The following is a 26,854-nucleotide window of genomic DNA, read 5'->3' on the forward strand; positions in this document are numbered from 1 at the left end:
CTCAGTTGCCCTGCCCTTGAAGAAAGTCTTCGTCAACGATGCGGTATTCGGCGCTCCTCGCGTGAGCGGTCAGCGACTCGCCACGGGCCAGCACGGAAGCGGTTTTGCCCAGTTCGGAGGCACCCTGCTCGGAGCAGAAGATGATCGACGAACGTTTCTGGAAGTCGTAAACACCCAGCGGCGAAGAGAAGCGCGCGGTGCCGGACGTCGGCAACACGTGGTTAGGACCCGCGCAATAGTCGCCCAGGGCCTCGGACGTGTGACGTCCCATGAAGATCGCCCCGGCGTGACGAATCTGCGGCAACCAGGCCTGCGGATCGGCAACCGACAACTCCAGGTGTTCTGGCGCGATACGGTTGGCGACTTCGATGGCTTGTTCCATGTCGCGAACCTTGATCAGCGCACCACGACCATTGATCGAGGTTTTGATGATTTCGGCGCGTTCCATGGTCGGTAGCAGTTTGGCGATGCTGGCCGCGACCTTGTCGAGGAACCCGGCGTCCGGGCTGACCAGAATCGCCTGGGCGTCTTCGTCGTGCTCGGCCTGGGAGAACAGGTCCATGGCAATCCAGTCCGGATCGGTCTGACCGTCACACACCACGAGGATCTCGGAGGGGCCGGCGATCATGTCGATGCCGACCTGACCGAACACGTGGCGCTTGGCGGTGGCGACATAGATGTTGCCAGGGCCAACAACCTTATCGACCTTCGGCACGCTTTCGGTGCCGTAAGCCAGCGCTGCAACGGCCTGGGCGCCGCCGATGGTGAACACCCGGTCAACCCCGGCAATGCAGGCCGCGGCCAGCACCAGCTCGTTGATTTCGCCGCGTGGAGTCGGCACGACCATGACCACTTCGGTCACGCCTGCAACCTTGGCCGGAATGGCGTTCATCAGCACCGAGGACGGGTACGACGCCTTGCCGCCCGGCACATACAGACCGGCGCGATCCAGCGGCGTGACCTTCTGGCCCAGCACCGTGCCGTCGGCTTCGGTGTAGCTCCAGGAGTCCTGTTTCTGTTTTTCGTGATAGCTGCGCACGCGGGCCGCGGCTTTTTCCAGCGCTTCACGCTGAGGCACGGTGATGCGGGTCAGGGCCAGTTCCAGGCGTTCGCGCGGCAGGATCAGGTCTGCCATGGAGGCGACTTGCAGGCCGTCGAACTTCTGGGTGAATTCCACCAGCGCCGCGTCGCCACGTTCGCGCACAGCCTTGATGATGTCCAGCACCCGCTGATTGACCGAGTCGTCAGACACACTTTCCCAGCTCAGCAGATGATCCAGATGATGTGCGAAATCCGGGTCAGCAGCGTTGAGTCGGCGAATTGCAGTCGGTGCGGTCATAGCGAGAGCCTCATAGGATTGGCAAAAACTCGGGCGCCCTAAGCTAGCCGTTGATCCGCTTGGGCACCCGAGAATTCTGGCTATGAGGCGGATAGACGGGCGCGACTCAAGGTCGCGCAGGTGAATCAGCCGCGGTGTCGAGACTCCACTGCCTTGCGCAGGGTGTCGATCAACGCCTGGATACGGGCGTGTTGCATTTTCATCGATGCTTTGTTGACGATCAGTCGGGAGCTGATGTCGGCAATGAAATCCTGGGGTTCCAGGCCATTGGCGCGCAGGGTGTTACCGGTGTCGACCACATCGATGATCTTGTCCGCCAGACCGATCAGCGGCGCCAGCTCCATCGAGCCGTAGAGCTTGATGATGTCGACCTGACGGCCCTGCTCGGCGTAGTAACGCTTGGCGACGTTGACGAATTTGGTCGCCACTCGCAGACGGCCCTTGGGCTCGACATCGCCGACACGGCCGGCGGTCATCAGCTTGCAGAGGGCAATTCGCAGATCCAGAGGCTCGTACAAACCCTGGCCGCCGTATTCCATCAGCACGTCTTTACCGGCGACGCCCAGGTCGGCGGCACCATGCTCGACATAGGTCGGCACATCGGTGGCGCGCACGATCAGCAGGCGCACATCGGCCTGGGTCGTGGGGATGATCAGCTTGCGGCTCTTGTCCGGATTCTCGGTCGGCACGATGCCCGCTTCAGCCAGAAGCGGCAGGGTGTCGTCAAGGATGCGGCCCTTGGACAGTGCGATAGTCAACATGGGAAACGTCAGTCCTTATCAAGGTACTCATGCCCGGTCGCAAATGGCGCCGGACACACATCGAGCCTGAAACAGGCTCGACTTCAACAAATCAACGGACACGTCCCTGTGCCCATGCAGCAGAAACTAGCCCGGTACGCGGCGGATTTTCGCGCCGAGCATCTGCAGTTTCTCTTCGATGCACTCGTAACCACGGTCGATGTGGTAGATGCGGTCGATCAGGGTATCGCCCTCGGCGATCAGCGCCGAGATCACCAGGCTGGCCGAAGCACGCAGGTCGGTAGCCATGACTGGCGCGCCCTTGAGTTTTTCGATGCCGGTGACGATGGCGGTGTTGCCTTCGACCTGGATGTGAGCGCCCATGCGGTGCAGTTCGTAAACGTGCATGAAGCGGTTTTCGAAGATCGTCTCGATCACCGCACCAGTGCCTTCGGCAATGGCGTTGAGGGAGATGAACTGCGCCTGCATGTCGGTCGGGAACGCCGGGTATGGAGCGGTCCGCACGTTGACGGCTTTCGGCCGCTTGCCGTGCATGTTCAGTTCGATCCAGTCTTCGCCGCAGGTGATTTCAGCACCCGATTCGCGGAGTTTTTCCAGAACGGCTTCCAGGATGGTCGGATCAGTGTCCTTGACCTTCACGCGACCGCCGGTCACCGCTGCCGCCACCAGGTAGGTGCCGGTCTCGATACGGTCAGGCATCACCTTGTAAGTGGTCGGGTGCAGACGCTCGACGCCATCGATGGTGATGGTGTCGGTGCCAGCGCCGGAAACCTTCGCGCCCATGGCGTTCAGGAAGTTCGCCAGGTCGACGACTTCAGGCTCGCGAGCGGCGTTGGCCAGAACGCTGCGGCCCTTGGCCAGGGCAGCGGCCATCATGATGTTCTCGGTACCGGTCACGCTGACGGTGTCGAAGAAGAAGTGCGCACCGCGCAGGCCACCCTCAGGGGCCTTGGCCTTGATGTAGCCACCTTCTACGTCGATGACCGCGCCCATGGCTTCGAGGCCACGGATGTGCAGGTCGACCGGACGCGAACCGATGGCGCAACCGCCAGGCAGTGCGACTTCGGCTTCGCCGAAACGGGCAACCATCGGGCCCAGCACCAGGATCGAGGCACGCATGGTTTTCACCAGTTCGTACGGCGCGATCAGGGTCTTGATGGTGCGCGGGTCGATTTCGACGCTGAGCTTCTCGTCGATCACCGGCTCGATGCCCATGCGACCGAACAGCTCGATCATGGTGGTGATGTCGTGCAGGTGCGGCAGGTTGGCCACGGTCACCGGGCCATCACACAGCAAGGTGGCAGCCAGGATCGGCAGGGCAGAGTTCTTTGCCCCGGAAATGCGGATCTCGCCATCAAGACGAGCGCCACCGGTAATAATCAATTTATCCATAAGAATCTCGACGCCCTTGGGCTCAGGTGCGCTCGGCCCAGGCCGCGCTGCTGAAAAATTTCATAGTGACCGCATGGATGCTGCCATCGGTGATCCATGGGTTCAAATGGGCATAGATCTGCTGCTGACGCTTCACCGGGCTCAACGCCGCCAGTTCATCGCTAATCACGTTCAGCTGAAAGTTGCAGCCTTCGCCCTCAACTTCTACCTGCACTTGTAAAAGAGTCTCGGACAGCTTTCCTTCAAGAAAGCTCTTCACTTCGGTGGCCTGCATGCTCAACCTCAATCGGCGCTCTGTGCGCGCGGGTCGGACATCATACAAAAAAGCCCCGCGCCTGCGAACCCCGCGAAGCAGGACTCTGACGGGGGGCTTCTTTATAGATGCGGTTCAGGGATGCGCCAACAGCTCGGTCAACTCGCTGACCTGAGCGATTTCACGCATATCGTCGGGCATCGCACGAATGCTCAGGGCCTTGCCGGCCGCCTGGGCATCGCGCATGAAGCACAGCAGCAGCGACAAGCCGACGCTGCTGGACTTCTCCACCGAGGAGCAATCAACCACCAGCGCAGCCGCGTTACTGGACTTGATCAGCGCCTGCCCCTGCTTGCGCAGGTTCGGGCCTGTCCGGTAATCCAGCACGCCACTGAGCAGCAGCTCGCCGGATTCGCTCATGCGAATGGCCGATTCACTCATTGGGGTTTGGTTCTCGGTAGATTTTTCGGTGGCTTCCTTGGCTTTGGCGACTTCCCCGGCCCAACCATTGATGGTTTTGTCCAGATCGTTGCCATTGCGCTGCATCGCATCAGCGAACTGATCGCGGAACAGTTTGCCGATATTGATGCCATTGATGATCACGTTGCGCAGCTTCCACTCGCCATTGATCTTTTCGAGTGTGTACGACACAGGATAGATCGCGCCACTGCTGCCTTTGACCGTCATGCCAACGCTGGTACGGTCTCCCGACTCATCCTTGGCAGGATCGACGACGATGCCCTGGTTGTCGTACTCAAGCAAAGCATTGCCATAGAACTGGAACAGGCCTTTTTTGAAGTTTTCCTGAAATGTGCGCATTTGTTCAGGCGTGGCTTTGCGCGAGTACTTGACCGTCATGATGCTCTTGGAAATACCCTCGGCATCCACAACGGGCCCCACGATGCTGTTCAGCGCCGCATAAAAGTCTTGCGGATCCTGCTTGTACTTTTCTTTGTTGGCGGCTAGATCCGCCAACAACCGGGTGGTGGTGTCCTGTACCAGATCATGCGCGGAAGGCGCCGCCACGGCGTTAGCCATCAACGGCAAGGCCGCGAGTAATACCAACAGGCCACGTCGCAAGATAGAGATCATTCAAAAGCTCCTCATTTGGCGTCTTTGCTAACGGTATTGAGCAGGAATTTACCGATCAGGTCCTCAAGCACCAGCGACGACTGCGTGTCATGGATGGTTCCACCATCCTTGAGTGGAGTTTCTTCACCGCCCACGCTGATGCCGATGTATTTCTCACCCAACAGGCCAGCGGTCAGGATAGATGCAGTGGAGTCGGTCGGCAGGTTATCTACGCGCTTTTCCAGTTGCATGGTCACCCGGCCGGTGAAGCTGTCGCGGTCCAGATCGATCGCCGTGACCTTACCAATGGTCACACCGGCCATGGTCACTTTAGCTCTGACAGTCAAACCGGCGATATTGTCGAAATATGCATAAAGTTTATAGGTGTCGGTGCTCGGGCTTGGGGACAGACCACTGACCCGCAACGCAAGCAACAGCAAAGCCAGGATGCCAGCCAGCAAGAAAAGGCCGACACCGATTTCCAGGGTGCGGTTTTGCATCAGAAATCTCCAAACATCAAGGCGGTCAAAATAAAGTCCAGGCCGAGTACAGCCAAAGAGGCATACACCACGGTCTTGGTAGTGGCACGACTGATCCCCTCGGAAGTGGGCTCGCAGTCATAGCCTTGGAATACGGCGATCCAGGTCACGACGAAGGCAAAAACGATGCTTTTGATAATGCCGTTGAGCACATCGTCGACGAACGTCACGCTGTTTTGCATGTTCGACCAGTAGGAGCCTTCATAGACACCCAGCCAGTCGACAGCCACCCACGAACCGCCCCAGATACCCACCACGCTGAAAATCATTGCCAGCACCGGCAGGGAAATGAAACCGGCCCACAGGCGCGGGGCAATGATGTACTTGAGCGGGTCGACCCCGATCATTTCCAGGCTGGACAACTGCTCGGTGGACTTCATGTTGCCGATTTCGGCGGTCAGCGCCGAACCCGCACGCCCGGCGAACAGCAAGGCTGTGACCACCGGCCCCAGCTCACGCAGCAGCGTCAGCGCTACCATCTGCCCGACGGCCTGCTCCGAGCCGTAGCTGGACAGAATGTTGAAGCCTTGCAGCGCCAGCACCATGCCGATGAACACCCCGGAGACCACGATGATCACCAGGGACATCACGCCCACCGAATGCAGCTGCTTGACCAGCAGGCCAAAACCGCCGCCGATGCCACCACGACCGAGCAAGGCATGAAACAGGAACAGCGCCGAACGCCCGAACACCGCCAGCACCTCGATACCGGCAGAGCCGAACCGACGCACTCTCTCTATTAATGAAATCTTGCGCATCAGCGCTTCCCCAGAAGATCTGCGCGGTAATCCGTCGCTGGAAAGTGGTAGGCGACCGGGCCGTCGGGTTCGCCTGTCATGAATTGACGGATACGTGGCTCATCGGAGGTCATCAACTCCTTGGGCGTGCCCTGCCCCAACACTTGCCCATCGCCCACCACAATGAGGTGGTCGGCGATGCTCGCGGTCTCGGCCAGATCGTGGGAAACCACGATGCTGGTGATGCCCAGCGCATCGTTGAGCAGGCGGATCAGGCGCACCAGAACGCCCATGGCGATCGGATCCTGGCCGACAAAGGGCTCGTCATACATGAGGATTTGCGGGTCGAGGGCAATCGCCCGCGCCAGCGCGACGCGACGCTTCATGCCGCCGGACAATTCGTCAGGCATCAGATCGATGGCGCCCCGCAAGCCCACGGCCTGCAATTTGAGCAGGACAATGTCGCGAATCATTTCTTCCGGCAGCGAGGTATGAACACGCAATGGAAAGGCGACGTTCTCGAACACATCGAGATCGGTAAACAATGCGCCGCTCTGAAACAGCACGCCCATGTGCTTGCGCGCATCGAACAGATCGCTGCGCGACAACGTTGGCAGGTTCTGGCCATTGACCCAGACTTCGCCGCTGGTTGGGCGCAATTGTGCGCCTATCAGCCGCAACAGCGTGGTCTTGCCACACCCGGAAGGCCCCATGATGCCGGTGACCTTGCCGCGTGGTATGCGGATATCGACGTTATTGAAAATGCTGCGCGCACCGCGCTTGAAGGTCAGTCCCTTCAGCTCGACCGCGTAGGCGTTATCGGCACTCATCTAAACTCCTTGCGATGCAGCCTCTCACTCGGACGCCTGGCTTTCTGGCGAAAGCACATACCTCCCCGGGCAGGCCGAACTGGCGGCGAACTATATCACTGCAAAGCTCAAGCGCCCAAGGCCCAAGCCGGGCATGTTCAGCAACATGACCTCCTGAAATCATCTATTTAGAGAGGATTCGGTAACAAGTAATGACAAACCGTGACGAACTTGCGTGAGGGTTTTGATCATTACCGTTATAATCGCCGCCTTTTCATCAGGCTATTCGATTTCCGACATGAACCAATCCAGCGACCTAATTCAATCAGCACAACGTACCATCCGCCTCGAACTGGAAGCCGTGCAAGGCTTGCTACCCCATATCGATGCAGATTTCGTACGTGCTTGCGAGATGATTCTGGCCAGCAAAGGCCGCGTGGTCGTGGTCGGCATGGGCAAATCGGGGCACATCGGCAACAAGATTGCCGCCACCCTGGCCAGCACAGGCACCACGGCGTTCTTCGTGCACCCGGCCGAGGCCAGCCATGGCGACATGGGCATGATCACCCGTGATGACATCATTCTGGCGCTGTCGAACTCCGGGTCGACCAACGAAATCGTCACGTTACTGCCGCTGATCAAGCGCCAGGGCATTCAAATGATCAGCCTGACCGGTAACCCCGAGTCGCCGCTGGCCAAGGCAGCGGAAGTCAACCTCAATGTAAGCGTCGAACACGAAGCCTGTCCGCTGAATCTGGCACCTACCTCGTCGACCACCGCGGCGCTGGTCATGGGTGACGCTCTCGCCGTTGCCTTGCTTGAAGCTCGCGGCTTTACCGCTGAAGATTTCGCTTTTTCCCACCCGGGTGGTGCCCTTGGCCGCCGCTTGTTACTGAAAGTGGAAAACGTCATGCATGCCGGCACCGAGTTACCGCAAGTGATATGCGGTACGCTGCTCAAGGATGCCTTGATGGAAATGACCCGCAAGGGGTTGGGCATGACCGTCGTACTAAGCACAGATGGAAAACTCGCCGGGATCTTCACCGACGGCGACCTGCGCCGCACCCTGGACCGCACCATTGATATTCATAGCACGACCATTGACGAAGTGATGACCGCCCACGGCAAGACCGCACGCGCCGAGATGCTCGCCGCCGAGGCGCTGAAAATCATGGAAGACCACAAGATCAATGCGCTGGTAGTAGTCGACAGCGAAGACCGCCCGGTCGGCGCCTTGAACATGCACGACTTGCTGCGTGCGGGAGTAATGTAATGAGCACGGACCTGCTGCAACGTGGCAAACAGATCAAACTGGCGGTATTCGACGTCGACGGCGTACTGACCGACGGGCGCCTGTATTTCCTCGAAGACGGTAGCGAATTCAAGACTTTCAACACCCTCGACGGCCAGGGCATCAAGATGTTGATGGCCGCCGGTGTGCAGACCGCGATCATCAGCGGCCGCAAAACGCCGGTGGTCGAGCGGCGAGCGAAGAACCTCGGCATTCCACATCTGTTTCAGGGCCGAGAAGACAAACTGGTGGTACTCGACGGGCTTCTTGCCCAACTCAACCTGAGTTATGAACAAGTGGCCTATCTCGGCGACGACCTGCCTGATCTGCCGGTGATTCGCCGCGTCGGTCTGGGCATGGCGGTGGCCAGCGCTGCCAGTTTCGTGCGCGAACACGCCCACGGCATCACCCAGGCCCGTGGTGGCGAGGGTGCCGCTCGCGAATTCTGCGAATTGATCCTGCGCGCCCAGGGCCGCCTCGATGCGGCCAACGCCGCGTACCTGTGAGCCCATCATGCTGAGCAAAAAGATCCGCAACATCCTGATGTTCGGTTGCATCGCAGCGATTTTTGCAGCGGTCGGCTACTGGAACATCAGCCCGGAACGCTTCCTCGACAAACCGGTGGTGAAGGTCGATGAAAGCGCGATCGACTATTACGCCGTCAACGCCCACAGCGTGCAGTACCTGCCCGACGGCAAACTGCAATACGAAATGACGTCGGACAAGGTCGAGCACCTGAAAGCGACCGAAGTGACGTTGCTGACCAATCCTGACCTGAACATGTTTCGTGGCACCGAATTCCCCTGGCACGTCCAGAGTGAGCGCGGCGAAGTCAACCCGGACGGCACTCAGGTCGAGCTGATTGATTCGGTACGTATCACGCGTTTCGACGAAAAAAATCGCAAGACCCTGATTACCACAACCCGTATGACAGTGTTCCCGCAGCAGGAATATGCGCAGACCGATCAACCCGTTAGAATCGACGGCGCTGGCGGTGTATCGACAGGCAACGGAATGAAAGCGTACTTGAAAGAAAGCAGGATACACCTGCTATCGAACGTAAGAGGACAGTATGAGGCTCGTTAAAACTCTCCCTATTTTGCTCAGTCTGGGCGCAGCACTGGGAAGCGTGAGCGCCTGGGCTCTGCCGAACGATCAAGAGCAGCCTATCCGCATTCAGGCCGACGATGCCCAACTGGACGACAAGAATGGCGTTGCCACCTACAAAGGCGACGTGATCATCACCCAAGGCTCGATGAAGGTCACCGGCAATACCGTGACCATCACCCGTACCCCGGCCGGCGACATCGACGTAGTGACTTCGGTGGGCAACCTCGCCTACTTCGAGCAACTGCAAACGGCGGGCGACACCAAGCCGGTTCAGGGCTACGGCGTAACTATTCAGTACCACGCCTCGCAAAACCGCGTCGTGCTGATCGATCGCGCCAAAGTCATCGACAAGGACAACAACGTCACCCAAGGCGAGAAAATCGTCTACGACACGGTCAAAAAGCTTGCGAGCGCCGGTCGCGCCACGGGTAACAAGGTCACCGAGTCGCGTCCTCGCATCGACATGGTGATCCAGCCGAAGAAGAAAACCGACGAGCAAAAGGCCCAGTAATGGCAACTCTGAAAGCTCAGCATCTGGCCAAGAGCTACAAGAGCCGTCAGGTCGTGCGCGACGTCAGCCTGTCTATCGACAGCGGTCAGATCGTCGGCCTGCTTGGTCCTAACGGCGCCGGTAAAACCACGTGCTTCTATATGATTGTCGGCCTGGTACAGGCCGATCAGGGCCGCGTACTGATCGATGACCTGGACGTCAGCCACCAGCCGATGCACGGTCGTGCGAAGGCGGGTATCGGCTATCTTCCGCAAGAAGCGTCGATCTTCCGCAAACTGTCGGTGGCCGACAACATCATGGCCATCCTCGAGACTCGCAAGGAACTCGACAAGGCCGGTCGTCGCCAAGAGCTGGAAAGCCTGATGCAGGAATTCCACATCCACCACATCCGCGACAACCTCGGCATGAGCCTGTCCGGTGGTGAACGCCGCCGAGTGGAAATCGCCCGAGCGCTGGCCACCAATCCGAAATTCATCCTCCTCGACGAACCCTTCGCCGGTGTGGACCCGATTTCGGTAGGCGACATCAAGCAGATCATTCATCACCTCAAGGCCAAAGGCATTGGCGTGCTGATCACGGACCACAACGTCCGCGAAACCCTGGATATCTGCGAAACCGCCTACATCGTCAACGATGGTCAACTGATCGCCGAAGGTGACTCTGCCACCATCCTGGCCAATGAACTGGTCAAGGAAGTGTATCTGGGCCATGAGTTCCGCCTGTAAGCACTGAGGTGCCCGGGTCGCCGAGAGGGCGCTCGCTTCAATAAAAAAATCAATAACCTTTTATTGTTACAGCGCTCTAGGCAAACACTTCAGTTTCGGGCATATAATTTGCTTATGTTTGGCGCTTCGGCGCCCTGTAGTGGATGGCGCATGTGCGCCGGCGAATAAGGTGTTAAGCCCCTGCCATGAAACCATCGCTAGTCTTGAGAATGGGCCAGCAGCTGACGATGACACCGCAGCTGCAACAGGCCATACGCCTGCTCCAATTGTCGACCCTGGACCTGCAACAGGAAATCCAGGAGGCCCTGGAGTCCAATCCGATGCTCGAACGCCAAGAAGAAGGCGACGACTTCGATAACGCAGACCCCTTGGCCGATAGCGCCGAACAGAAACCCAACGCCGACGTTCAGGAACCCTCCTACCAGGAAACCGCCCCGACGGTGGATAACCTAGAGGAAGGCGACTGGAACGAGCGAATTCCCAACGAATTGCCCGTCGACACCGCCTGGGAGGACGTCTACCAGACCAGCGCCAGCAGCCTGCCGAGCAACGATGACGACGAGTGGGATTTCACCACCCGTACGTCGGTCGGTGAAAGCCTGCAAAGCCATTTGCTCTGGCAGCTGAACCTTGCACCGATGTCCGACACCGATCGCCTGATCGCCGTAACCCTGATCGATTGCATCAACAATCAGGGCTACCTGGACGAAACCCTCGAGGAAATCCTCGAAGCGTTCGACCCGGAACTGGACATCGAACTGGACGAAATCGAAGCCGTCCTGCACCGCATCCAGCAATTCGAACCCGCTGGCATCGGCGCCCGCAATCTCGGTGAGTGCCTGCTGCTGCAACTGCGCCAGCTGTCCGCCAAGACCCCCTGGCTGGCAGAGGCCAAGCGTCTGGTCACCGATTACATCGACCTGCTCGGCAGCCGCGACTACAGCCAGCTAATGCGCCGCATGAAGCTCAAGGAAGATGAGCTGCGCCAGGTCATCGAACTGGTCCAGAGCCTCAATCCGCGTCCGGGCTCGCAGATCGAGTCCACCGAAGCCGAATACGTTGTTCCGGACGTGATTGTGCGCAAGGACAACGAACGCTGGCTGGTGGAGCTGAATCAGGAGTCGGTGCCACGCCTGCGGGTCAACGCCCAGTACGCCGGTTTCGTGCGTCGTGCCGATACCAGCGCCGATAACACCTTCATGCGCAATCAACTGCAGGAAGCTCGCTGGTTCATCAAGAGTCTGCAAAGCCGCAATGAAACCTTGATGAAAGTCGCCACCCAAATCGTCGAGCATCAGCGCGGCTTTCTTGAATACGGTGACGAAGCCATGAAGCCGTTGGTGCTGCATGACATCGCCGAAGCGGTGGGCATGCATGAATCGACGATTTCACGGGTAACCACGCAAAAATTCATGCATACCCCACGGGGCATCTATGAACTGAAATACTTTTTTTCCAGCCACGTCAGTACCTCCGAAGGCGGTGAATGCTCGTCCACGGCGATCCGCGCGATCATCAAAAAACTGGTTGCCGCGGAAAATCAGAAAAAGCCGTTGAGTGACAGCAAGATCGCTGGTTTACTGGAGGCACAAGGCATTCAGGTGGCTCGCCGCACCGTCGCCAAGTACCGCGAATCCCTCGGGATCGCGCCTTCGAGCGAACGCAAGCGGTTGATGTAGAGCCACGCCACAGCGTTCCAGTGGTAGATCATCTGATCTACCGCTTTATGCACTGGCAACGAAGGAGAAGCTGTATGCAAGTCAACATCAGTGGACACCAACTGGAAGTGACCGAACCCCTGCGCACCTACATCGGCGAAAAACTCGACCGATTGGAGAGGCATTTCGACAAGATCACCAATGTGCAAGTCACGATGAACGTCGAAAAACTGCTGCAGAAGATCGAAGCCACGCTGCATATTCCCGGCGGAGAAGTGGTCGCCAATGCCGAGCATACGGACATGTATGCCGCCATCGACCTGCTGACCGACAAGCTGGATCGCCAACTCAAAAAGCATAAGGAAAAGACCCAGAGCCTCCTCCAGGGCGCGACCGGTCGTTAACATCCCCAACCCATGATCCGACTTGAAACCATCCTGACCCCCGGCCGTTCCCTCGTGAACGTGCCGGGCGGCAGTAAAAAGAAAGCCCTCGAACAGATTGCCAACCTTATCCACAAAGAAGTGCCGGATCTGGCCATGCAGGATGTATTCGAGAGCCTGGTTGCCCGTGAAAAACTCGGTTCCACCGGTTTTGGCAACGGCATCGCCATCCCCCACTGCCGCCTAAAGGGCTGCGACTCGCCCATCAGTGCCTTGATGCACCTGGACGCGCCTATCGATTTCGACGCCATCGACGGAGCCCCGGTTGACCTGCTGTTTGTGCTGCTGGTCCCGGAAGCCGCCACCGACGCACACCTGGAACTGCTGCGCCAGATCGCCAGCATGCTTGATCGCAAGGAAGTGCGCGAAAAACTGCGCAGCGCCCCGAGCAACGAAGCCTTGTACAAGGTTGTCCTGGACGAGCAGAACGGTCACTAATCATGCGCCTGATCATCGTCAGCGGCCGCTCCGGCTCAGGTAAAAGTACCGCCCTCGATGTGCTCGAGGACAACGGCTATTACTGCATCGACAACCTGCCTGCCGGTCTGCTGCCGGAGTTGGCCGAACGCGCGCTGATTCATACCGAACTGGCACAACCGCTGGTGGCCGTGTCCATCGATGCGCGTAACTTGCCAAGCCACCTGTCGCGGTTTCCCGAATTGCTGGAAGAAGTCCGCAGCCGGCATATCCAGTGCGATGTGCTGTACCTGGACGCCGACGAAGAAACCTTGCTCAAACGCTTTTCGGAAACTCGCCGTCGTCACCCGCTCAGTAGCGCCAATCGCTCATTGGCGGAGGCGATAGAGGACGAAACCAACCTGCTCGGGCCTATCGCCGATCTGGCCGACCTCAAGGTCAATACCACCAATCTGAACCTGTATCAGTTACGCGATACCATCAAGCTGCGCCTGCTGAATCAGCCGGAACCGGGCACTGCGTTCCTGGTGGAGTCTTTCGGGTTCAAACGTGGCATGCCGGTGGACGCCGATCTGGTGTTCGACGTGCGCTGCCTGCCCAACCCTTACTGGAAGCCGGAGCTACGGGCACAGTCCGGGCTCGATCAACCGGTGGCCGAGTACCTGGCGGCACAACCTGACGTCGAAGAGATGTTCCAGGACATTTCCTCCTACCTGCTCAAGTGGCTGCCCCGCTTTGCCGCCAGCAACCGCGCCTATGTCACCATTGCCATTGGCTGCACCGGCGGGCATCACCGCTCTGTCTACCTGACCGAACGTCTGGGTCAGGTCCTGCTAAAAACCCTGAAGAACGTCCAGGTCCGCCACCGCGACCTCAGCTAAAGGATTCACATCGCGATGCCTGCTCTGGAAATCGAAATCATCAACAAGCTGGGCCTGCATGCCCGCGCGTCTGCAAAATTCGTTGGCGTCGCCGGTGAGTTCAAGGATTGCACGATCAGGGTGGGACGCACCCCAGAATCCACGGTCGATGGCAAAAGCATCATGGCCATGATGATGCTCGCTGCAGGCAAGGGCACCAAAATCTATATCAGTACCGAAGGCGAAGACGAGCAGAGAGCACTGGATGCGCTGACAGACTTGATCAACCGTTACTTCGACGAAGGCGAATAAACAGCGCGGGCTCTTGTGGCGAGGGAGCTTGCTCCCGCTGGGCTGCGAAGCGGCCCCAAAATTGCCACCCGTGTACGCCAAACATAACCGCATTCGCTGATTTTACGACTGCTCCGCAGCCGAACGGGAGCAAGCTCCCTCGCCACAAAAGCACCTTTTCACTAAGCCTGCACACCTCAAGCAAGCGCGGTATCCATCACCATCATCAGACAAAACCCGATCAGCAGCCCAAGGCTGGCCAGTTTGTCGTGACCATGGCGGCGCGACTCGGGGATGACTTCGTGAGTCACCACCAGCAACATCGCACCAGCCGCCAGTGCCAGCCCCAAAGGCAACAGCAGTTCGGCCAGGCTCACCAGCCAAGCACACAACAGAGCAAAGACCGGCTCGACCAACCCTGACGCAGCACCGATCAGGAACGCCTTGACCCGCGACACCCCTGCTCCCGCCAACACCAACGCAATCACCAGCCCTTCCGGCACATCCTGCAAGGCGATGCCCATGGCCAGGCTGTCGGCGTCAGGCATGCCACCGCCGGCCGAGACGCCGACCGCCATGCCTTCGGGGATGTTGTGGGCGATGATGGCAAACACAAACAGCCAGATCCGCGGCGGAATAACCGGTCGCTCCAGTGTCCCCACGAGCATTTCGGGCGTAGCACCAGAGACCTTGCGATCCACCAGAAACAGCCCGAATGCACCCAGCATGATGCCGAAGCTGATCAGGCCGCTGGCCGCCCAAGGCGTCAGGCCGAGGTTTTCGGCCGCGGCAATGCCCGGCACAATCAGCGAAAACGCCGTCGCCGCGAGCATCACTCCGGCCCCGAAACCCAGCAGCGTATCGCTGACTGCCTGAGGCATCTGCCGAATCACCAGCACCGGCACTGCGCCCAAAGCTGTACCCAAGGCGCAAATCGCCCCGCCTTGCAGGGCACGCTGCAGTTTCGGTTCGAGGTCCAGCCAGCTCAGCCCCTGGGCAGCCAATAACGTCATTCCTGCCAGCAGTAACAGCGATCCCAGTGCGTAACGAAACATCCGTCCACTTCCGGCCGCCAGTGTTTCAGTGCCCATAGTCAGCCCTGGATTGTTTTTATAGAAGATTCAAACCAGCGCAGCCTGATAACGCGCGGCGACTTCAGGCCAATTGATCACGTTGTAGAACGCATTGATGTATTCCGGACGGCGGTTCTGATAGCGCAGGTAATAAGCGTGTTCCCAAACGTCCAGGCCGAGAATCGGCGTATTGCCATTCATCAATGGGCTATCCTGGTTGCCGCTGCTTTCAACGATCAAGGTCTTTTGCGGCGTCACGCTCAACCAGGCCCAACCGCTACCGAAACGGGTCAGCGCAGCTTTGGTGAAGGCTTCCTTGAAGTTGTCGAGACCACCCAGTTGTTCGTCGATCGCCTTGGCCAGCGCGCCTTCAGGCTGGCCACCGCCGTTGGGTGCCATGACTTCCCAGAACAACGAGTGGTTGGCATGCCCACCGCCCTGATTGATCACCGCCGCACGAAGTTTTTCCGGCAATTGCTGGGCAGCCGCCACCAGTTTTTCCACGGGCCATTCAGCAAATTCAGTGCCTTCTACCGCAGCGTTGAGGTTGTTGATGTAGGTCTGGTGATGTTTGGTGTAGTGGATTTCCATGGTCTGCGCATCGATGTGCGGTTCCAGGGCATCGTAGGCGTACGGCAAGGCAGGCAAGGTAAAAGCCATTTCAATGAACTCCATGTTGTAAGGGCGCAGGCTGATGCGAGGGCGACGCGGTGTCGGTGTGCAACAAACGGTGGGTGCGCGGATACTCGCCGTGATCGCTGATGAAATTCAGCAGTTCGACATAGGTTTTGCTGCTCTGGCGCAGCGCGGCCTCACGCAAAGCCGGCGCCAGTCGCGGGTTCTGCATGGTCTGCAACAGTCGTTGATGGATCGCGCACAAGTACTCGGCGCTCTCCTCCGGCTGGTTCAGACGCAAGTGCAGGTCCGCCAGGTTATGGTGGGAAATCACGCAAGCCGCCACCGCTTCGTCGGCATCCGCCCAGCGCTCGAACAACACTTGTGCCAGGGCCAATGCCTGCAAATAAGCCTCGCGGGCATCGACCAGCTCGCCCAGCATGAAACAGCGATTTGCTCTTTCGATCGTGCGTTTCCAGTGCTCCATGGTGAGCCTCCAAAGCGGTAGCAGTGATTAAACGCCGCCTGCGGTGAGCTTCTCTGGGTTGAGCAATTCTTCCAGTTGGCTACGCGTCAGGTCGGTGTGTTCCAGGGCGACATCGATCACCGGCCGGCCCTGCTGATAAGCCTTCTTGGCAATCTCAGCGGCTTTTTGGTAACCAATAATCGGATTGAGTGCAGTGACCAGAATCGGATTGCGCGACAGCGCTTCCTTGAGCCGGGCCTCGTTGACCTTGAAACTGGCGATAGCCTTGTCGCCCAGCAGACGGCTGACATTGGCCAGCAACTCGATACTGCTCAGCAGGTTCTGGGCGATGATCGGCAGCATGACATTCAGCTCGAAATTGCCCGACTGACCGGCAACGGTGATCACCGTATCGTTGCCGATCACCTGAGCGGCGACCATCGCGGCAGCTTCCGGGATCACCGGATTGACCTTGCCGGGCATGATCGACGAGCCCGGCTGCAAGGCTTCGAGTTCGATTTCACCGAGCCCGGCCAACGGGCCGGAATTCATCCAGCGCAGGTCGTTGGCGATTTTCATCAAGGAAACCGCTGTGGCCTTGAGCTGCCCTGAAACGCTGACCGCCGTGTCCTGCGAACCGATCAGCGCAAACAGGTCCTTGCCCGGCGTGAACTGAACCTGAGTCAGTTGGCTGAGTTGTTGGCTGAAACGCGCCGCAAACTCCGGATGGGCATTGATCCCGGTACCCACCGCCGTGCCGCCCTGGGCCAGGGATTGCAGGCTCGGCAGCAGATCCTGCAAGTGACCGATATTGGCCTTGAGCTGTTGCGCCCAACCATTGAGCACCTGACTCATGCGCACCGGCATGGCGTCCATCAAATGGGTACGCCCGGTTTTGACGAATGGATGAACCTGCTCGGCCTTGTGCTCGATCACCTGCACCAGATGCACCAGCGCCGGCAGCAACTGCTCATGCAAGCTCAATGCGGCGCTGACATGGATGGTGGTGGGGATGATGTCGTTGCTGCTTTGGCCGCAATTGACGTGATCGTTGGGATTCACCGGCTCGCCCAACAAGCGGCTGGCCAGGGTGGCGATCACTTCATTGGCGTTCATGTTGGAGCTGGTGCCGGAACCGGTCTGGAAGATATCCACCGGGAAGTGCTGCATGAAGTCGCCTTCGAGCAGGCCTTGAGCCGCGTCGACGATCGCCTTGCCCTGGGATTCGCTGATCTGTTTGAGCTCGACGTTGGCTCGGGCGGCAGCAGCCTTGGCCAGAATCAGCGCCCGGATGAACTGCATGGGCATCGGTTTGCCGCTGATCGGGAAGTTATCCACTGCGCGTTGGGTTTGCGCGCCGTAAAGCGCGTCTATCGGGACTTGCAACTCGCCCATACTGTCGCGTTCGATACGTGTGTTATTCATCAGGAGATCCTTGCACCAGTTCTATGAGAGGAATCGAAGGTTGCAACTCGCAGGTCGCCAGTTGCCAGGCGTAGCTTTGCCAGCGCTTGAGGCGGCAACCGCAGAGTGATTGCCGTTCGAGATCGCGCAACGGCCGCCAGGCCTGGTCGAGACACAGGCTGCGCCAGTGCCAGGGCAGTGCGACGTCGGTGGCAGTGTCGAGCAATAAACGGAAGGAGGTTTCGGCGATGGTCCAGGGAGAGGTGGCCGTGCAACACGCCAGATACCGGCCCTCGGCCAGGTAATGTTCGATCAGGCGCGGCTCGTCAGGGTCCATGGCGCAACGGATCTGGCGACTCATCCAACGCCAGCTTTCGAGGTAAGGCTGCTCGTGCAAGGCAGAACTCATGATCCGGGCTCATTCGGTAATGAGATTTATTATTAGATGATAATGAGAACCAAAACAAGCATGACAAGCCAGGGATCCCATTGTGGGAGCGGGCTTGCTCGCGAAAGCGGTGTACCAGCCGCCGCAGATGTCGAATGTGATGGCCTCTTCGCGAGCAAGCCCGCTCCCACAGGATCGGTGTTGCGGCCAATAAAAAAGGCGCGCCATCCGATGGATGGCGCACCTTTTTGTGCAGCGACCGGGGTTAGCTACCCGCCACTGTCATCCGCTCGATCAACACCGAACCGGTGCGAATGTTGCTGCGCAACTCCAGGTCATTACCGACCGCAATGATCTGCTTGAACATGTCGCGCATGTTGCCGGCGATGGTCACTTCCTGGACCGCGAACTGGATTTCGCCGTTCTCGACCCAGAAACCCGCCGCGCCACGGGAGTAATCGCCAGTGACCATGTTCAGGCCCTGCCCCATCAGTTCGGTGACCAGCAGGCCACGGCCCATGCGGCGCAGCAAGGCTGCCTGATCTTCATCGCCATGGGTGACGAACAGGTTGTGCACGCCGCCGGCGTTGGCGGTGCTCGGCATGCCTAGTTTGCGGCCGGAGTAGGTGCCGAGTATGTAGGACACCAACTCGCCCTTCTCCACGAATGGCTTGGCGTAAGTCGCCAGGCCATCGCCGTCGAAGGCCGAACTTCCCAGAGCGCGCATCAGGTGCGGACGTTCATCGATGGTCAACCATTCCGGGAACAATTTCTGCCCCAGAGTGCCTTCGAGGAACGACGATTTGCGATACAGGCTGCCGCCGGAGATCGCCGACAGGAAACTGCCGAACAAGCCACCGGCCAGTTCCGCGGAAAACAACACCGGCACTTCGCAGGTCGGTACCGGACGCGCGCCCAGACGGCTCGCCGCCCGTTGCGCGGCGCGTTGGCCGATGCTCTGCGCAGAGGCCAGCAAATTGCCCTGACGGTTCACGTCGTACCAGTAATCGCGCTGCATCTGGCCATCGGCTTCGGCGATCATCACGCAGCTGAGGCTGTGACGAGTCGACGCGTATCCGCCGATAAAACCGTGGCTATTACCGTAAACCCGACAGCCCTGGTGAGTGCTGAGGGTGGTGCCGTCGGCGTTCTTGATCCGGCTGTCGGTGGCAAACGCCGACGCTTCACAGGCCAGGGCCTGCTCGATGGCTTGCTCCGGGGTAATGCCCCATTCGTGGAACAGGTCGAAATCCTGCAGATCCTTGGCCATCAACGCGGCATCCGCCAGGCCCGAGGCTTCGTCTTCGGAGGTGTGCTTGGCAATGGCCAGCGCGGCGGCGACGGTTTCGCGAATCGCTTCCGAACCGCTGGCCGAGGTGCTGGCCGAGCCTTTGCGCTGCCCCACATACAAGGTGATACCAAAACCCTGATCGCGATTGAACTCAACGGTTTCGACTTCGCGCTGACGCACCGTGGTCGACAGGCCCTGCTCCAGCGACACGGCCACTTCACAGGCACTGGCGCCCTGGCGCTTGGCTTCAGCGATGATCTGCTCGACTTGTTCTTGCAGTGCCGGCAACGCTTGTGGGCCGACGCTTTCAACTGCACTCATGCTGTTCTCCACTCAAATTCTGCTTTCGGCTGGGGCCTTCGAGCGACCGGGCCGGACAAGCGGCCCCCGACTGGTTATCATGGCGGCGTTTCTTTGCGGACGGCCACCATGGTTGATTCTTACGACGACTCCCTCGATACGGGAGAAAAAAGCAAATCCCAGGTTAAACGCGAGCTGCATGCTCTGGTTGACCTCGGCGAGCGCCTTACAACGCTCAAGCCTGACTTGCTGGCAAAACTGCCATTGACCGACGCTTTGCGCCGGGCTCTGGGCGATGCCTCCAAACACACCGCGAATATCGCGCGTAAACGGCACCTTATGTTCATCGGCAAACTGATGCGCGATCAGGACACTGACGCCATTCTGACTCTGCTCGATCAACTGGATGCCTCCACTCGGCAGTACAACGAACGTTTCCATGGCCTGGAACGCTGGCGCGATCGCTTGATCGCGGGCGACGATGCGGTCCTGGAGAAGTTCGTGCTCGACTACCCGGAAGCTGATCGTCAGCAATTGCGCTCCCTGATCCGTCAGGCCCAGCACGAACTGGCGACCAACAAGCCGCCGGCCTCGAGCCGTAAAATCTTCAAGTACATCCGTGAGCTGGACGAGACTCAACGCGGTTTGCGTTAAGTCCCGAATCGGGTGAGTTGCCAAGCGGCTCACCCGAAGCTCCATCCCTTCTTACGATCCTGTGCCACCCACAGTGATCGCATCGATTTTCAGCGTTGGCTGGCCGACACCCACCGGCACCGACTGCCCATCCTTGCCACACGTTCCCACACCGCTGTCCAGCGCCAGATCATTACCGACCATCGACACCTTGCTCATGGCTTCCGGCCCGTTGCCGATCAACGTCGCGCCTTTGACCGGGGCAGTAATCTTGCCGTCTTCGATCAGGTACGCCTCGCTGGTGGAGAACACAAACTTGCCACTGGTGATGTCCACCTGACCGCCGCCGAGGTTGGCGCAGTAGATGCCGCGCTTCACCGAGGCGATGATTTCCGCCGGATCGCTTTCGCCCGCCAGCATGTAGGTGTTGGTCATACGCGGCATTGGTAGGTGCGCGTAGGATTCGCGACGACCATTACCGGTTCGGGCCACGCCCATCAAGCGTGCGTTGAGCTTGTCCTGCATATAGCCTTTGAGTACGCCGTTTTCGATCAGCGTGGTGCACTCGGTCGGCGTGCCTTCATCATCGACGCTCAGCGAACCACGGCGCCCGGCGAGCGTACCGTCATCGACGATGGTGCAGAGCTTCGAGGCAACCATCTCGCCCATGCGCCCGCTGTAGGCCGAACTGCCCTTGCGGTTGAAATCGCCTTCCAGGCCATGACCGACAGCTTCGTGCAGCAATACGCCGGACCAACCGGAACCCAACACCACCGGCAACGTACCGGCCGGGGCCGGGATCGCTTCCAGATTCACCAGCGCCTGGCGCAACGCTTCGCGGGCATAGCCCATGGCACGGTCGTCGCTGAGGAAATAGCGGTAATCGGTACGACCGCCACCGCCATGACCGCCGCGCTCACGACGGCCATTCTGCTCGACGATCACGCTGACGTTGAAACGCACCAACGGTCGCACATCCGCCGTCAGCCCGCCGTCGGTGGAAGCAATCAAAATCCGTTCCCAGACCCCGGCCATGCTCACGGTGACTTGCTGGATACGCGGGTCGAGGGCACGAGTCGCCACGTCGATACGCTTGAGCAGCTCGACTTTCTCGGCACGGCTCATCACTTCCAGCGGGTTGTCCGGCCCGTACAACTGGGCGACATCCTGGGTGGTGAACGCCTGCACACTGCCATTCTGCCCGGCCCGGGAGATCGAGCGGGCTGCACGGGCCGCCGCGCCCAGCGCTTCGAGGGTGATCGCATTGCTGTAGGCGAAACCGGTCTTTTCACCCGATTGCGCACGCACGCCGACACCCTGGTCGAGGTTGAAGCTGCCTTCCTTGACGATCCCGTCTTCCAGTGCCCAGGACTCGGAAATCTGCCCCTGGAAATACAGGTCGGCGGCATCGATGCCCGGGCCGGCCAGATCGCCGAGCACACCTTGCAGGCTCTCGATCGTTACGCCGCCGGGCGCCAGGAGGTGTTCACTGACGGAGGACAACAACTCGCTCATATGCTTTACGCCTTAAATTCATCGTTCTGAGGCAGGTCGCTGGGCGCCCTGCGAGAAAAAGCGCCGGTGAGTGGACACCGGCATCCGCGTCCTGATGGACGCCTGTTCGCTGCTGTCGCGTTCGGCCAGCAGCACGGCCTCGCCTTGATCCTGTTGTGCCAGCACACGCCCCCATGGGTCGACAATGGCGGCATGACCAAAGGTTTCTCGTGGCCCCGGATGCGTCCCACCTTGGGCGGCCGCGAGCATGTAGCACTGAGTCTCGATGGCTCGCGCGCGAATCAGCACGTCCCAATGGGCCGCGCCGGTCACCGCGGTAAAGGCCGACGGTGCGGTGATCAACTCCGCGCCAGCCGCACGCAGTTCGCTGTACAGCTCCGGGAAACGCAGGTCATAACACACCGTCAGGCCGACTCGACCGACAGGAGTGTCGGCAATTACCACACCACTGCCATAAGCATAGTCATCGGATTCTCGATAACGCCCGCGATTGTCCGCTACGTCCACGTCGAACAGGTGCAGCTTGTCATACCGTGCAACGGTTTCGCCCTGGTCATCGACCAGCAACGAGCAGGCATGCACTTTGGCCGTCGGTTGATCCACCGGCGGCAACGGCAATGTGCCTGCCACTATCCATAACTTGAGGTCGCGGGCGGTCTGTTTCAACCACGGCAGGATCGGGCCTTCGCCCATAGCTTCGGCGCGGCCGATGTCGGCAATGTCGCGACGGCCCATGGCAGCGAAGTTTTCCGGCAGTACGGCAAGCCGCGCGCCACCGGTCGCCGCCTGCTCAAGCAGACGACGGGCCTGGGCCAGATTGGCCAGCACGTCGCTCTGGCTGACCATTTGAATCACCGCTACAGACATGGCCATTTCCTTTTTTGTGATTGCGCACTGCCGCAGGTCAACGACGTGCCCTTGTAGCAGCTGGCGAAGCCTGCGTTCGGCTGCGCAGCAGTCGTAAATCCGCAATACACAGTTTGCCTGAAGGACCGCGGCATCCGATTTTACGACTGCTGCGCAGCCGAACGCAGCCTGCGGCAGCTGCTACAGGAAACGTGGCGGCTACAAAAAACCCTTTGGTCATGCTACTCCATAGGCCCAAAGAGTGCTTTTTCAAAAGAATTCAAAAAGGCTTGTCGAAGGTGATTTTCGGTTCTTTCCATGGGCCTTTGACGGTGTATTTGACGCTGGCAAAGCGCGCCACGCGGTCACCAATCAGTTTATCGATCAGGAACAGCGCCCCGCCGACGGCCGGTGCACCGACAATCAGCGCGGCGATCGGCAGATTGTTGGTCACCGGCAAGGTCACCAGCAACTTCGCATCGACCTGATCACCCACCAGGTCCAGCGTGCCGTTGAGCTCCACATTGCTCGACGGACCGGTCAGCAGAATGGGTTCACGGGTCACGTAGACCCCGTTACTGGCGACCAGCAGGCCTTTGACCCGGTCATAGCTCAAGCCTTTGCCGAACAGGTCGGAAAAGTCCAGGCGCAAGCGGCGGCCGATGGAGTTGAAGTTGAGCAAGCCGAATACCCGCAGCGCCTGAGCACCGCCCTCGACTTCAATGAACTGACCTTTATTCAGCGACGCATCAAGACTGCCGGAGAAGCGTTTGGTCGCCAGCCACGCCGGAGAGCCAGGCCATCGACCGTCGACATCCATGTGAAACTCTTCGCTGGTGACGCTCGGCGCAAAACCCCAACCCTTGAGCACGTCGGCAAGGTTCTTGCCACTGACCCGGCCCTTGTACCAACTGCTGGAGTTACCCGGCACGCCTTCCCAGCCACCGCTGCCCCGCAAGAGGATGCCCTTGAGGCCCAGATCAAGGGCATTGAAAGCGACGCCCTTGGCGGTCGGCCGGACTTTCAGATACCAGGCGCCCACCAGATCCGGCCCCTGGAACAGCTGATTGATGGTGATATCCAGCGCCGGGATCTTCGTCGGGTCCACGGTGGCCAGTGGATCCGGCGAATTCTCGTCAGCCAGCGCCGTAGGGTCTCGTGCCGGCAAACGTACGTATTGCAGATTGGCCGCAATCGGTGCGGCTTTCGCATCGGGAATACCGATGCTGCCCTTGGCCTGCTGACTGTCGAGTTGCAAGGCCCACGCGGCCGGTTTACGCGTCAACTGCACCGAGGCCTGATCGAGGGTGGTGCCGAAACCAGTGAGTTTTCCAACCTTCAAATCCGCACTACTGAGCAACTGTTTGGCACTGCCGCCCGGATCCTGGCCCGCATACTTGCTCACCAGATCCTGCCAGGGGGCAACATCCAGCTCGGACAGCACACCGCGCACGCGCAAGCCTTTGGCGCCGGGCAACACGGCATTGCCGCCACCGAGAAGCAACTCGCCGCGACCGTCGGCGAAATTGCCGGTCGGTGCCGCAAACGTGAAGTTCGCCAGCTCACCGTAGTTGACCCAGTAACGCCGCTCCGGGCCTTGCAGGGTCATGCGGAACACGGTATCGCGCCCAACATCGGCCGCCATGCCGAACGGTGCCGGCAAATCTACCGCCACGCCCTTGAGATTGGAGCTGACCATCAATTGACTGTCGGCGCCATCAAGGTTCAGTTGCAGCTGATAAGGGATCGTCCCCGTCACCGGCAATGGCTGAGTGACATTCAGCCATTCAGTGAGTTTTTTGACCTCGACCTCACTCGCCGCGGCGATCCGAGTGTTGAGCTTGCCTGGGCTGCCTTCAGCGAAGATCTGTGCGGTCACTGGCTTGTCGAACGCTCGCGCCGTGATCTTTTGCCCGCTCAGCCCCTTGGTGCTGTCGAAACGGAAATCGCCCTTGAGTTGCGTCAGTTCCAGGGTGGGCTCGCGCAGCTTCAAACGAGCTTTTGCGGTCTTGAAGTCGACGAGGATTTTCGGCTGCTCGCCTTTGACCAGCGGGATATCCAGCTTGAGCTTGCCTTGCAAATCGCCCTCGCCTTCCCAACCGGCGAAGGTGTCGGCGGTGCCGATCGGCGCTTCCTGCAGAATCTTCAGGCCATCGCCCAATCCGCCAGCGAACGCGCCGTCGAGGAACAGATGAGGGCTCTGCCCGGCAGGTGCACGGGGAATATTGACGTAGACGTCGCTGACTTGGGTGTCGAGCAATTGGCCCTTGCTCGCGAGAATCCGCACACCGCTGTCTTCGATGAACACATCGCCGCTGACCTTGCTGACATGCGGCCAGCCCGGCTGAAACGCCAGCTCGGCATCGTGAACCTTGAAAAACAGACTGATGCTGCGAGCCGTTTCGGCGGCGCCGTGGTTCAGCGAACCCTGATACTGGAAGAAGCCTTCATCCACCGCGCCTTTGAGAATCGCGGTGCGCAACCATTCGTCCAGCCCCGGGCTGAGAACCGTCGGCAGGTACTTGGCGGTGTAGCGACCGTCGCCGTCGACCAGGCCGACCCGCAGGTCCATGTAGTCTTCCTGGGTGTGATCGAAATGCAGGCGGATCAGGAAGTCGCCGGCAATCTTGCCCTCCTCGCCCAGTACCTTCAGGTACGGCGCGATCAGGGTGAAACCTTCTTTGTCGAGTTTCCAGGTCAACCGGGCGTTGGCCTGAATGTACTGCCATGGCTTGGCGAAAATCGGGTCCAGGTGCAGGGAGAAATCCTTGCTGTCCATGCGCAGCTCGCCCTGCCCGAGGTCGCCGCTGATGCTGCCACTGACATTTCGCACCGCTGGTGCACCGCGATAAGCATCGAAGCCGACCTTTTCCAGATTGGCGGCAAAGCTGAATTTGCTGTCATCGGTAGCGGCTGGGCGGAAGTCGATCAACACGTTGCGTAAAACCCCGGTGACCTTGAGCCGCTCGACCGCCGTGGCGATCCCTTCGGGCAGTGGGCCCAGTGCATTCAGCAGTGGAGTGAGCGGTGTGAGATCGAGACGGTCGGCTTGCACATGCAAGAGCTCCGGCACCGTATCGGTCGCGGCAGTTTGTTGAAATTGCAGTTTCGATTCCCAGCGGGTGTCCCCCAGGCTCATGGCCAGAGAGTCCAGGGTTACCAGGACGCCGGTGGAACTGCGCTGGAAATACCCGTTCAGCGCCAGATTATTGATCTGGATCGGCTTGCGCTCGGCATAGGCGCCCTTGAGTTGCGGTGCGTTCAAACGAATCGCGGCGCGTTGCACGGTGCCCTTGCTCCAGTTCATCCAGAACTCGCCACCGGCCTTGATCTCGGAAAAATTCCATTGCTGGGTCAGGCGCTCGGGCAACCATTTCGACCAATCGCTTTGCGGCAGGCTCAGGTAAGCGTCCGCTTCACCATCCTTCCATTGGGCTGCGCGCAAACGGGTGCGCAGGCTCACCGCAACCGGCTGGCCGTCGGGCAGCGTCAGGCGGGCATCGAGCCGCTGGCGGGATGGACCGGTTTTCAGGTTCAGGCCGACGTAGGTCAGGGTTAGCGGCGACTCTCCCAACGGCTGCAAGGTGATCTGGCTGTCGAGCACCGACAGTTGCTGGACCATCTGCATGCGATTGAGCAACTGCTCCGGGTTCAGCGGCTGGTCCTGCTGCACCGGCAAACCTTCCAGCGCCCAATGACCATCCTCACCTTCCTTGAGGCTGATCTTCAGACCGTTGAGTTCCAGGTGTGCGATGCGCACTTCGCGCGCCAGCAGGCTGGCCCAGAGATCCGGCACCGCGCGCACCTGATCCAGGCGCAAGGCATTGGAACCCTCGCCAACCATCACGTCATGGGCCAGCAGAACCGGGGCGAAGCCGCTCCAGTTGCCTTCCAGCTTGCCGATCTGCAGGGGCATGCCCAAGGCATCGCTGGCTTTGTCTTCGACGTCAGTACGGTACTCGGCCACCAGCGGCGTCAACTCTCGGCCGAGGCTGACGAACAGCGCCATCAGCACCAAAACCAACGCACACAGGCCCAGACCCCAGCGGGTCAGTGCGGCCAAAATGCGTGTCAGACGGTCCATGTCAGTTGGCTCCCATGGCAAAAATACTGCAA

The 26,854-nt window shown here is 59.7% G+C and carries 28 protein-coding genes and 1 pseudogene; 11 read left to right on the forward strand and 18 right to left on the reverse strand.

The window, feature by feature from the left end; genetic code table 11:
• Nucleotide 1: 1 nt before the first annotated feature.
• The 9 genes and pseudogenes from hisD to PSH65_RS27365 all read right to left on the reverse strand — a co-directional run bounded on the left by hisD (nt 2) and on the right by PSH65_RS27365 (nt 6,922).
• Nucleotides 2–1,339 carry a histidinol dehydrogenase gene (gene hisD / locus PSH65_RS27325; protein WP_305423501.1) on the reverse strand — a complete coding sequence of 446 codons (1,338 nt, stop codon included), beginning with the start codon at nt 1,337–1,339 and terminating at the stop codon, nt 2–4.
• A gap of 125 nt (nt 1,340–1,464) precedes the next feature.
• Entirely contained in the window at nt 1,465–2,100 is a 636-nt protein-coding gene (hisG, locus tag PSH65_RS27330) for an ATP phosphoribosyltransferase (protein ID WP_007901570.1), read from the reverse strand.
• A 126-nt stretch (nt 2,101–2,226) separates the two neighbouring features.
• A complete protein-coding gene (gene murA / locus PSH65_RS27335; RefSeq protein WP_305423503.1) occupies nt 2,227–3,492 on the reverse strand; it encodes a UDP-N-acetylglucosamine 1-carboxyvinyltransferase in 1,266 nt (421 codons plus the stop codon).
• 22 nt (nt 3,493–3,514) lie between these two features.
• Nucleotides 3,515–3,766 carry a BolA family protein gene (locus PSH65_RS27340; protein ID WP_305423505.1) on the reverse strand — a complete coding sequence of 84 codons (252 nt, stop codon included), beginning with the start codon at nt 3,764–3,766 and terminating at the stop codon, nt 3,515–3,517.
• 114 nt (nt 3,767–3,880) lie between these two features.
• Nucleotides 3,881–4,186, reverse strand: a complete 306-nt coding sequence (locus PSH65_RS27345) for a lipid asymmetry maintenance protein MlaB (RefSeq protein WP_305483405.1) — start codon at nt 4,184–4,186, stop codon at nt 3,881–3,883.
• A gap of 6 nt (nt 4,187–4,192) precedes the next feature.
• Nucleotides 4,193–4,837, reverse strand: a pseudogene (locus tag PSH65_RS27350) (phospholipid-binding protein MlaC); the annotation flags it as partial.
• A gap of 11 nt (nt 4,838–4,848) precedes the next feature.
• Entirely contained in the window at nt 4,849–5,316 is a 468-nt protein-coding gene (mlaD, locus tag PSH65_RS27355; RefSeq protein ID WP_205888811.1) for an outer membrane lipid asymmetry maintenance protein MlaD, read from the reverse strand.
• A complete protein-coding gene (gene mlaE / locus PSH65_RS27360; RefSeq protein ID WP_305423508.1) occupies nt 5,316–6,113 on the reverse strand; it encodes a lipid asymmetry maintenance ABC transporter permease subunit MlaE in 798 nt (265 codons plus the stop codon). The genes mlaD and mlaE overlap by 1 nt, the downstream gene beginning before the upstream one ends.
• Nucleotides 6,113–6,922, reverse strand: a complete 810-nt coding sequence (locus PSH65_RS27365) for an ATP-binding cassette domain-containing protein (RefSeq protein WP_305423509.1) — start codon at nt 6,920–6,922, stop codon at nt 6,113–6,115. The genes mlaE and PSH65_RS27365 overlap by 1 nt, the downstream gene beginning before the upstream one ends.
• A 277-nt stretch (nt 6,923–7,199) precedes the next feature.
• Between PSH65_RS27365 and PSH65_RS27370 the strand changes: the two genes are divergently transcribed.
• The 10 genes from PSH65_RS27370 to PSH65_RS27415 all read left to right on the forward strand — a co-directional run bounded on the left by PSH65_RS27370 (nt 7,200) and on the right by PSH65_RS27415 (nt 14,228).
• Entirely contained in the window at nt 7,200–8,174 is a 975-nt protein-coding gene (locus tag PSH65_RS27370) for a KpsF/GutQ family sugar-phosphate isomerase (RefSeq protein WP_305423510.1), read from the forward strand.
• On the forward strand, nt 8,174–8,698 hold the full coding sequence (locus PSH65_RS27375; RefSeq protein WP_030128008.1) for an HAD family hydrolase: 525 nt from the start codon (nt 8,174–8,176) through the stop codon (nt 8,696–8,698). Before PSH65_RS27370 ends, PSH65_RS27375 begins: the two co-directional genes overlap by 1 nt.
• A 7-nt stretch (nt 8,699–8,705) precedes the next feature.
• Nucleotides 8,706–9,278 carry an LPS export ABC transporter periplasmic protein LptC gene (gene lptC, locus PSH65_RS27380; protein WP_305423513.1) on the forward strand — a complete coding sequence of 191 codons (573 nt, stop codon included), beginning with the start codon at nt 8,706–8,708 and terminating at the stop codon, nt 9,276–9,278.
• Nucleotides 9,265–9,813 (forward strand): lipopolysaccharide transport periplasmic protein LptA, encoded by a 549-nt coding sequence (gene lptA / locus PSH65_RS27385; RefSeq protein ID WP_038978968.1) that lies wholly within the window; start codon nt 9,265–9,267, stop codon nt 9,811–9,813. The genes lptC and lptA overlap by 14 nt, the downstream gene beginning before the upstream one ends.
• Nucleotides 9,813–10,538 (forward strand): LPS export ABC transporter ATP-binding protein, encoded by a 726-nt coding sequence (gene lptB, locus PSH65_RS27390; protein WP_095634839.1) that lies wholly within the window; start codon nt 9,813–9,815, stop codon nt 10,536–10,538. The genes lptA and lptB overlap by 1 nt, the downstream gene beginning before the upstream one ends.
• Before the next feature lie 185 nt (nt 10,539–10,723).
• Nucleotides 10,724–12,217, forward strand: coding sequence for an RNA polymerase factor sigma-54 (locus tag PSH65_RS27395; RefSeq protein WP_052965570.1), 1,494 nt, complete (start codon nt 10,724–10,726; stop codon nt 12,215–12,217).
• A gap of 74 nt (nt 12,218–12,291) precedes the next feature.
• Nucleotides 12,292–12,600 (forward strand): ribosome hibernation-promoting factor, HPF/YfiA family, encoded by a 309-nt coding sequence (gene hpf / locus PSH65_RS27400; RefSeq protein WP_003178005.1) that lies wholly within the window; start codon nt 12,292–12,294, stop codon nt 12,598–12,600.
• Between the two features lie 12 nt (nt 12,601–12,612).
• Entirely contained in the window at nt 12,613–13,077 is a 465-nt protein-coding gene (gene ptsN, locus PSH65_RS27405) for a PTS IIA-like nitrogen regulatory protein PtsN (protein ID WP_305423518.1), read from the forward strand.
• Between the two features lie 2 nt (nt 13,078–13,079).
• On the forward strand, nt 13,080–13,937 hold the full coding sequence (gene rapZ, locus PSH65_RS27410) for an RNase adapter RapZ (protein ID WP_305423520.1): 858 nt from the start codon (nt 13,080–13,082) through the stop codon (nt 13,935–13,937).
• A 15-nt stretch (nt 13,938–13,952) separates the two neighbouring features.
• Nucleotides 13,953–14,228: an HPr family phosphocarrier protein gene (locus PSH65_RS27415; protein ID WP_008037392.1), complete on the forward strand. Its 276-nt coding sequence runs from the start codon at nt 13,953–13,955 to the stop codon at nt 14,226–14,228.
• Between the two features lie 176 nt (nt 14,229–14,404).
• Here the strand turns inward: PSH65_RS27415 and PSH65_RS27420 are convergent, their stop codons facing one another.
• The 6 genes from PSH65_RS27420 to pmbA all read right to left on the reverse strand — a co-directional run bounded on the left by PSH65_RS27420 (nt 14,405) and on the right by pmbA (nt 19,765).
• Entirely contained in the window at nt 14,405–15,298 is an 894-nt protein-coding gene (locus PSH65_RS27420; protein ID WP_305423523.1) for a ZIP family metal transporter, read from the reverse strand.
• A 30-nt stretch (nt 15,299–15,328) separates the two neighbouring features.
• Entirely contained in the window at nt 15,329–15,940 is a 612-nt protein-coding gene (locus PSH65_RS27425) for a superoxide dismutase (protein ID WP_305423525.1), read from the reverse strand.
• A gap of 1 nt (nt 15,941) precedes the next feature.
• On the reverse strand, nt 15,942–16,382 hold the full coding sequence (locus tag PSH65_RS27430) for a hypothetical protein (protein ID WP_095055119.1): 441 nt from the start codon (nt 16,380–16,382) through the stop codon (nt 15,942–15,944).
• 27 nt (nt 16,383–16,409) lie between these two features.
• Complete coding sequence (locus tag PSH65_RS27435; RefSeq protein WP_305423526.1) at nt 16,410–17,786, reverse strand: aspartate ammonia-lyase; 1,377 nt, start codon at nt 17,784–17,786, stop codon at nt 16,410–16,412.
• On the reverse strand, nt 17,779–18,174 hold the full coding sequence (locus PSH65_RS27440; protein ID WP_305423527.1) for a FagA protein: 396 nt from the start codon (nt 18,172–18,174) through the stop codon (nt 17,779–17,781). The genes PSH65_RS27435 and PSH65_RS27440 overlap by 8 nt, the downstream gene beginning before the upstream one ends.
• Before the next feature lie 244 nt (nt 18,175–18,418).
• Nucleotides 18,419–19,765, reverse strand: coding sequence for a metalloprotease PmbA (gene pmbA / locus PSH65_RS27445; protein ID WP_305423528.1), 1,347 nt, complete (start codon nt 19,763–19,765; stop codon nt 18,419–18,421).
• Nucleotides 19,766–19,873: 108 nt separating this feature from the next.
• Between pmbA and yjgA the strand changes: the two genes are divergently transcribed.
• Nucleotides 19,874–20,398: a ribosome biogenesis factor YjgA gene (yjgA, locus tag PSH65_RS27450; protein WP_150582315.1), complete on the forward strand. Its 525-nt coding sequence runs from the start codon at nt 19,874–19,876 to the stop codon at nt 20,396–20,398.
• Between the two features lie 51 nt (nt 20,399–20,449).
• Here the strand turns inward: yjgA and tldD are convergent, their stop codons facing one another.
• The 3 genes from tldD to PSH65_RS27465 form a co-directional block, all read right to left on the reverse strand.
• Nucleotides 20,450–21,892, reverse strand: coding sequence for a metalloprotease TldD (gene tldD / locus PSH65_RS27455; protein ID WP_305423531.1), 1,443 nt, complete (start codon nt 21,890–21,892; stop codon nt 20,450–20,452).
• A gap of 18 nt (nt 21,893–21,910) precedes the next feature.
• Entirely contained in the window at nt 21,911–22,759 is an 849-nt protein-coding gene (locus PSH65_RS27460; RefSeq protein WP_305423533.1) for a carbon-nitrogen hydrolase family protein, read from the reverse strand.
• 259 nt (nt 22,760–23,018) lie between these two features.
• The gene (locus PSH65_RS27465; RefSeq protein WP_305423535.1) at nt 23,019–26,822 is read right to left on the reverse strand and encodes a YhdP family protein; all 3,804 of its coding nucleotides are present in this window, start codon (nt 26,820–26,822) and stop codon (nt 23,019–23,021) included.
• Nucleotides 26,823–26,854 lie beyond the last annotated feature (32 nt).

The sequence above is a fragment of the Pseudomonas sp. FP603 genome, from assembly GCF_030687415.1.
In the GTDB taxonomy this organism is placed as follows: domain Bacteria; phylum Pseudomonadota; class Gammaproteobacteria; order Pseudomonadales; family Pseudomonadaceae; genus Aquipseudomonas; species Aquipseudomonas wuhanensis.

Excerpts from the sequence above, each read along its gene's own strand:
- PSH65_RS27440 (WP_305423527.1), bottom strand. The coding sequence starts at position 18,174 with ATGAGTTCTGCCTTGCACGAGCAGCCTTACCTCGAAAGCTGGCGTTGG.
- tldD (WP_305423531.1), bottom strand. The coding sequence starts at position 21,892 with ATGAGCGAGTTGTTGTCCTCCGTCAGTGAACACCTCCTGGCGCCCGGC.
- lptA (WP_038978968.1), top strand. The coding sequence starts at position 9,265 with ATGAGGCTCGTTAAAACTCTCCCTATTTTGCTCAGTCTGGGCGCAGCA.
- PSH65_RS27415 (WP_008037392.1), top strand. The coding sequence starts at position 13,953 with ATGCCTGCTCTGGAAATCGAAATCATCAACAAGCTGGGCCTGCATGCC.
- PSH65_RS27430 (WP_095055119.1), bottom strand. The coding sequence starts at position 16,382 with ATGGAGCACTGGAAACGCACGATCGAAAGAGCAAATCGCTGTTTCATG.
- lptB (WP_095634839.1), top strand. The coding sequence starts at position 9,813 with ATGGCAACTCTGAAAGCTCAGCATCTGGCCAAGAGCTACAAGAGCCGT.
- PSH65_RS27375 (WP_030128008.1), top strand. The coding sequence starts at position 8,174 with ATGAGCACGGACCTGCTGCAACGTGGCAAACAGATCAAACTGGCGGTA.
- yjgA (WP_150582315.1), top strand. The coding sequence starts at position 19,874 with ATGGTTGATTCTTACGACGACTCCCTCGATACGGGAGAAAAAAGCAAA.
- rapZ (WP_305423520.1), top strand. The coding sequence starts at position 13,080 with ATGCGCCTGATCATCGTCAGCGGCCGCTCCGGCTCAGGTAAAAGTACC.
- pmbA (WP_305423528.1), bottom strand. The coding sequence starts at position 19,765 with ATGAGTGCAGTTGAAAGCGTCGGCCCACAAGCGTTGCCGGCACTGCAA.
- hpf (WP_003178005.1), top strand. The coding sequence starts at position 12,292 with ATGCAAGTCAACATCAGTGGACACCAACTGGAAGTGACCGAACCCCTG.
- PSH65_RS27465 (WP_305423535.1), bottom strand. The coding sequence starts at position 26,822 with ATGGACCGTCTGACACGCATTTTGGCCGCACTGACCCGCTGGGGTCTG.
- PSH65_RS27435 (WP_305423526.1), bottom strand. The coding sequence starts at position 17,786 with ATGAATAACACACGTATCGAACGCGACAGTATGGGCGAGTTGCAAGTC.
- murA (WP_305423503.1), bottom strand. The coding sequence starts at position 3,492 with ATGGATAAATTGATTATTACCGGTGGCGCTCGTCTTGATGGCGAGATC.
- PSH65_RS27395 (WP_052965570.1), top strand. The coding sequence starts at position 10,724 with ATGAAACCATCGCTAGTCTTGAGAATGGGCCAGCAGCTGACGATGACA.
- hisD (WP_305423501.1), bottom strand. The coding sequence starts at position 1,339 with ATGACCGCACCGACTGCAATTCGCCGACTCAACGCTGCTGACCCGGAT.
- PSH65_RS27420 (WP_305423523.1), bottom strand. The coding sequence starts at position 15,298 with ATGGGCACTGAAACACTGGCGGCCGGAAGTGGACGGATGTTTCGTTAC.
- PSH65_RS27370 (WP_305423510.1), top strand. The coding sequence starts at position 7,200 with ATGAACCAATCCAGCGACCTAATTCAATCAGCACAACGTACCATCCGC.
- PSH65_RS27340 (WP_305423505.1), bottom strand. The coding sequence starts at position 3,766 with ATGCAGGCCACCGAAGTGAAGAGCTTTCTTGAAGGAAAGCTGTCCGAG.
- PSH65_RS27425 (WP_305423525.1), bottom strand. The coding sequence starts at position 15,940 with ATGGCTTTTACCTTGCCTGCCTTGCCGTACGCCTACGATGCCCTGGAA.
- lptC (WP_305423513.1), top strand. The coding sequence starts at position 8,706 with ATGCTGAGCAAAAAGATCCGCAACATCCTGATGTTCGGTTGCATCGCA.
- PSH65_RS27460 (WP_305423533.1), bottom strand. The coding sequence starts at position 22,759 with ATGTCTGTAGCGGTGATTCAAATGGTCAGCCAGAGCGACGTGCTGGCC.
- PSH65_RS27365 (WP_305423509.1), bottom strand. The coding sequence starts at position 6,922 with ATGAGTGCCGATAACGCCTACGCGGTCGAGCTGAAGGGACTGACCTTC.
- ptsN (WP_305423518.1), top strand. The coding sequence starts at position 12,613 with ATGATCCGACTTGAAACCATCCTGACCCCCGGCCGTTCCCTCGTGAAC.
- hisG (WP_007901570.1), bottom strand. The coding sequence starts at position 2,100 with ATGTTGACTATCGCACTGTCCAAGGGCCGCATCCTTGACGACACCCTG.
- mlaD (WP_205888811.1), bottom strand. The coding sequence starts at position 5,316 with ATGCAAAACCGCACCCTGGAAATCGGTGTCGGCCTTTTCTTGCTGGCT.
- PSH65_RS27345 (WP_305483405.1), bottom strand. The coding sequence starts at position 4,186 with ATGAGTGAATCGGCCATTCGCATGAGCGAATCCGGCGAGCTGCTGCTC.
- mlaE (WP_305423508.1), bottom strand. The coding sequence starts at position 6,113 with ATGCGCAAGATTTCATTAATAGAGAGAGTGCGTCGGTTCGGCTCTGCC.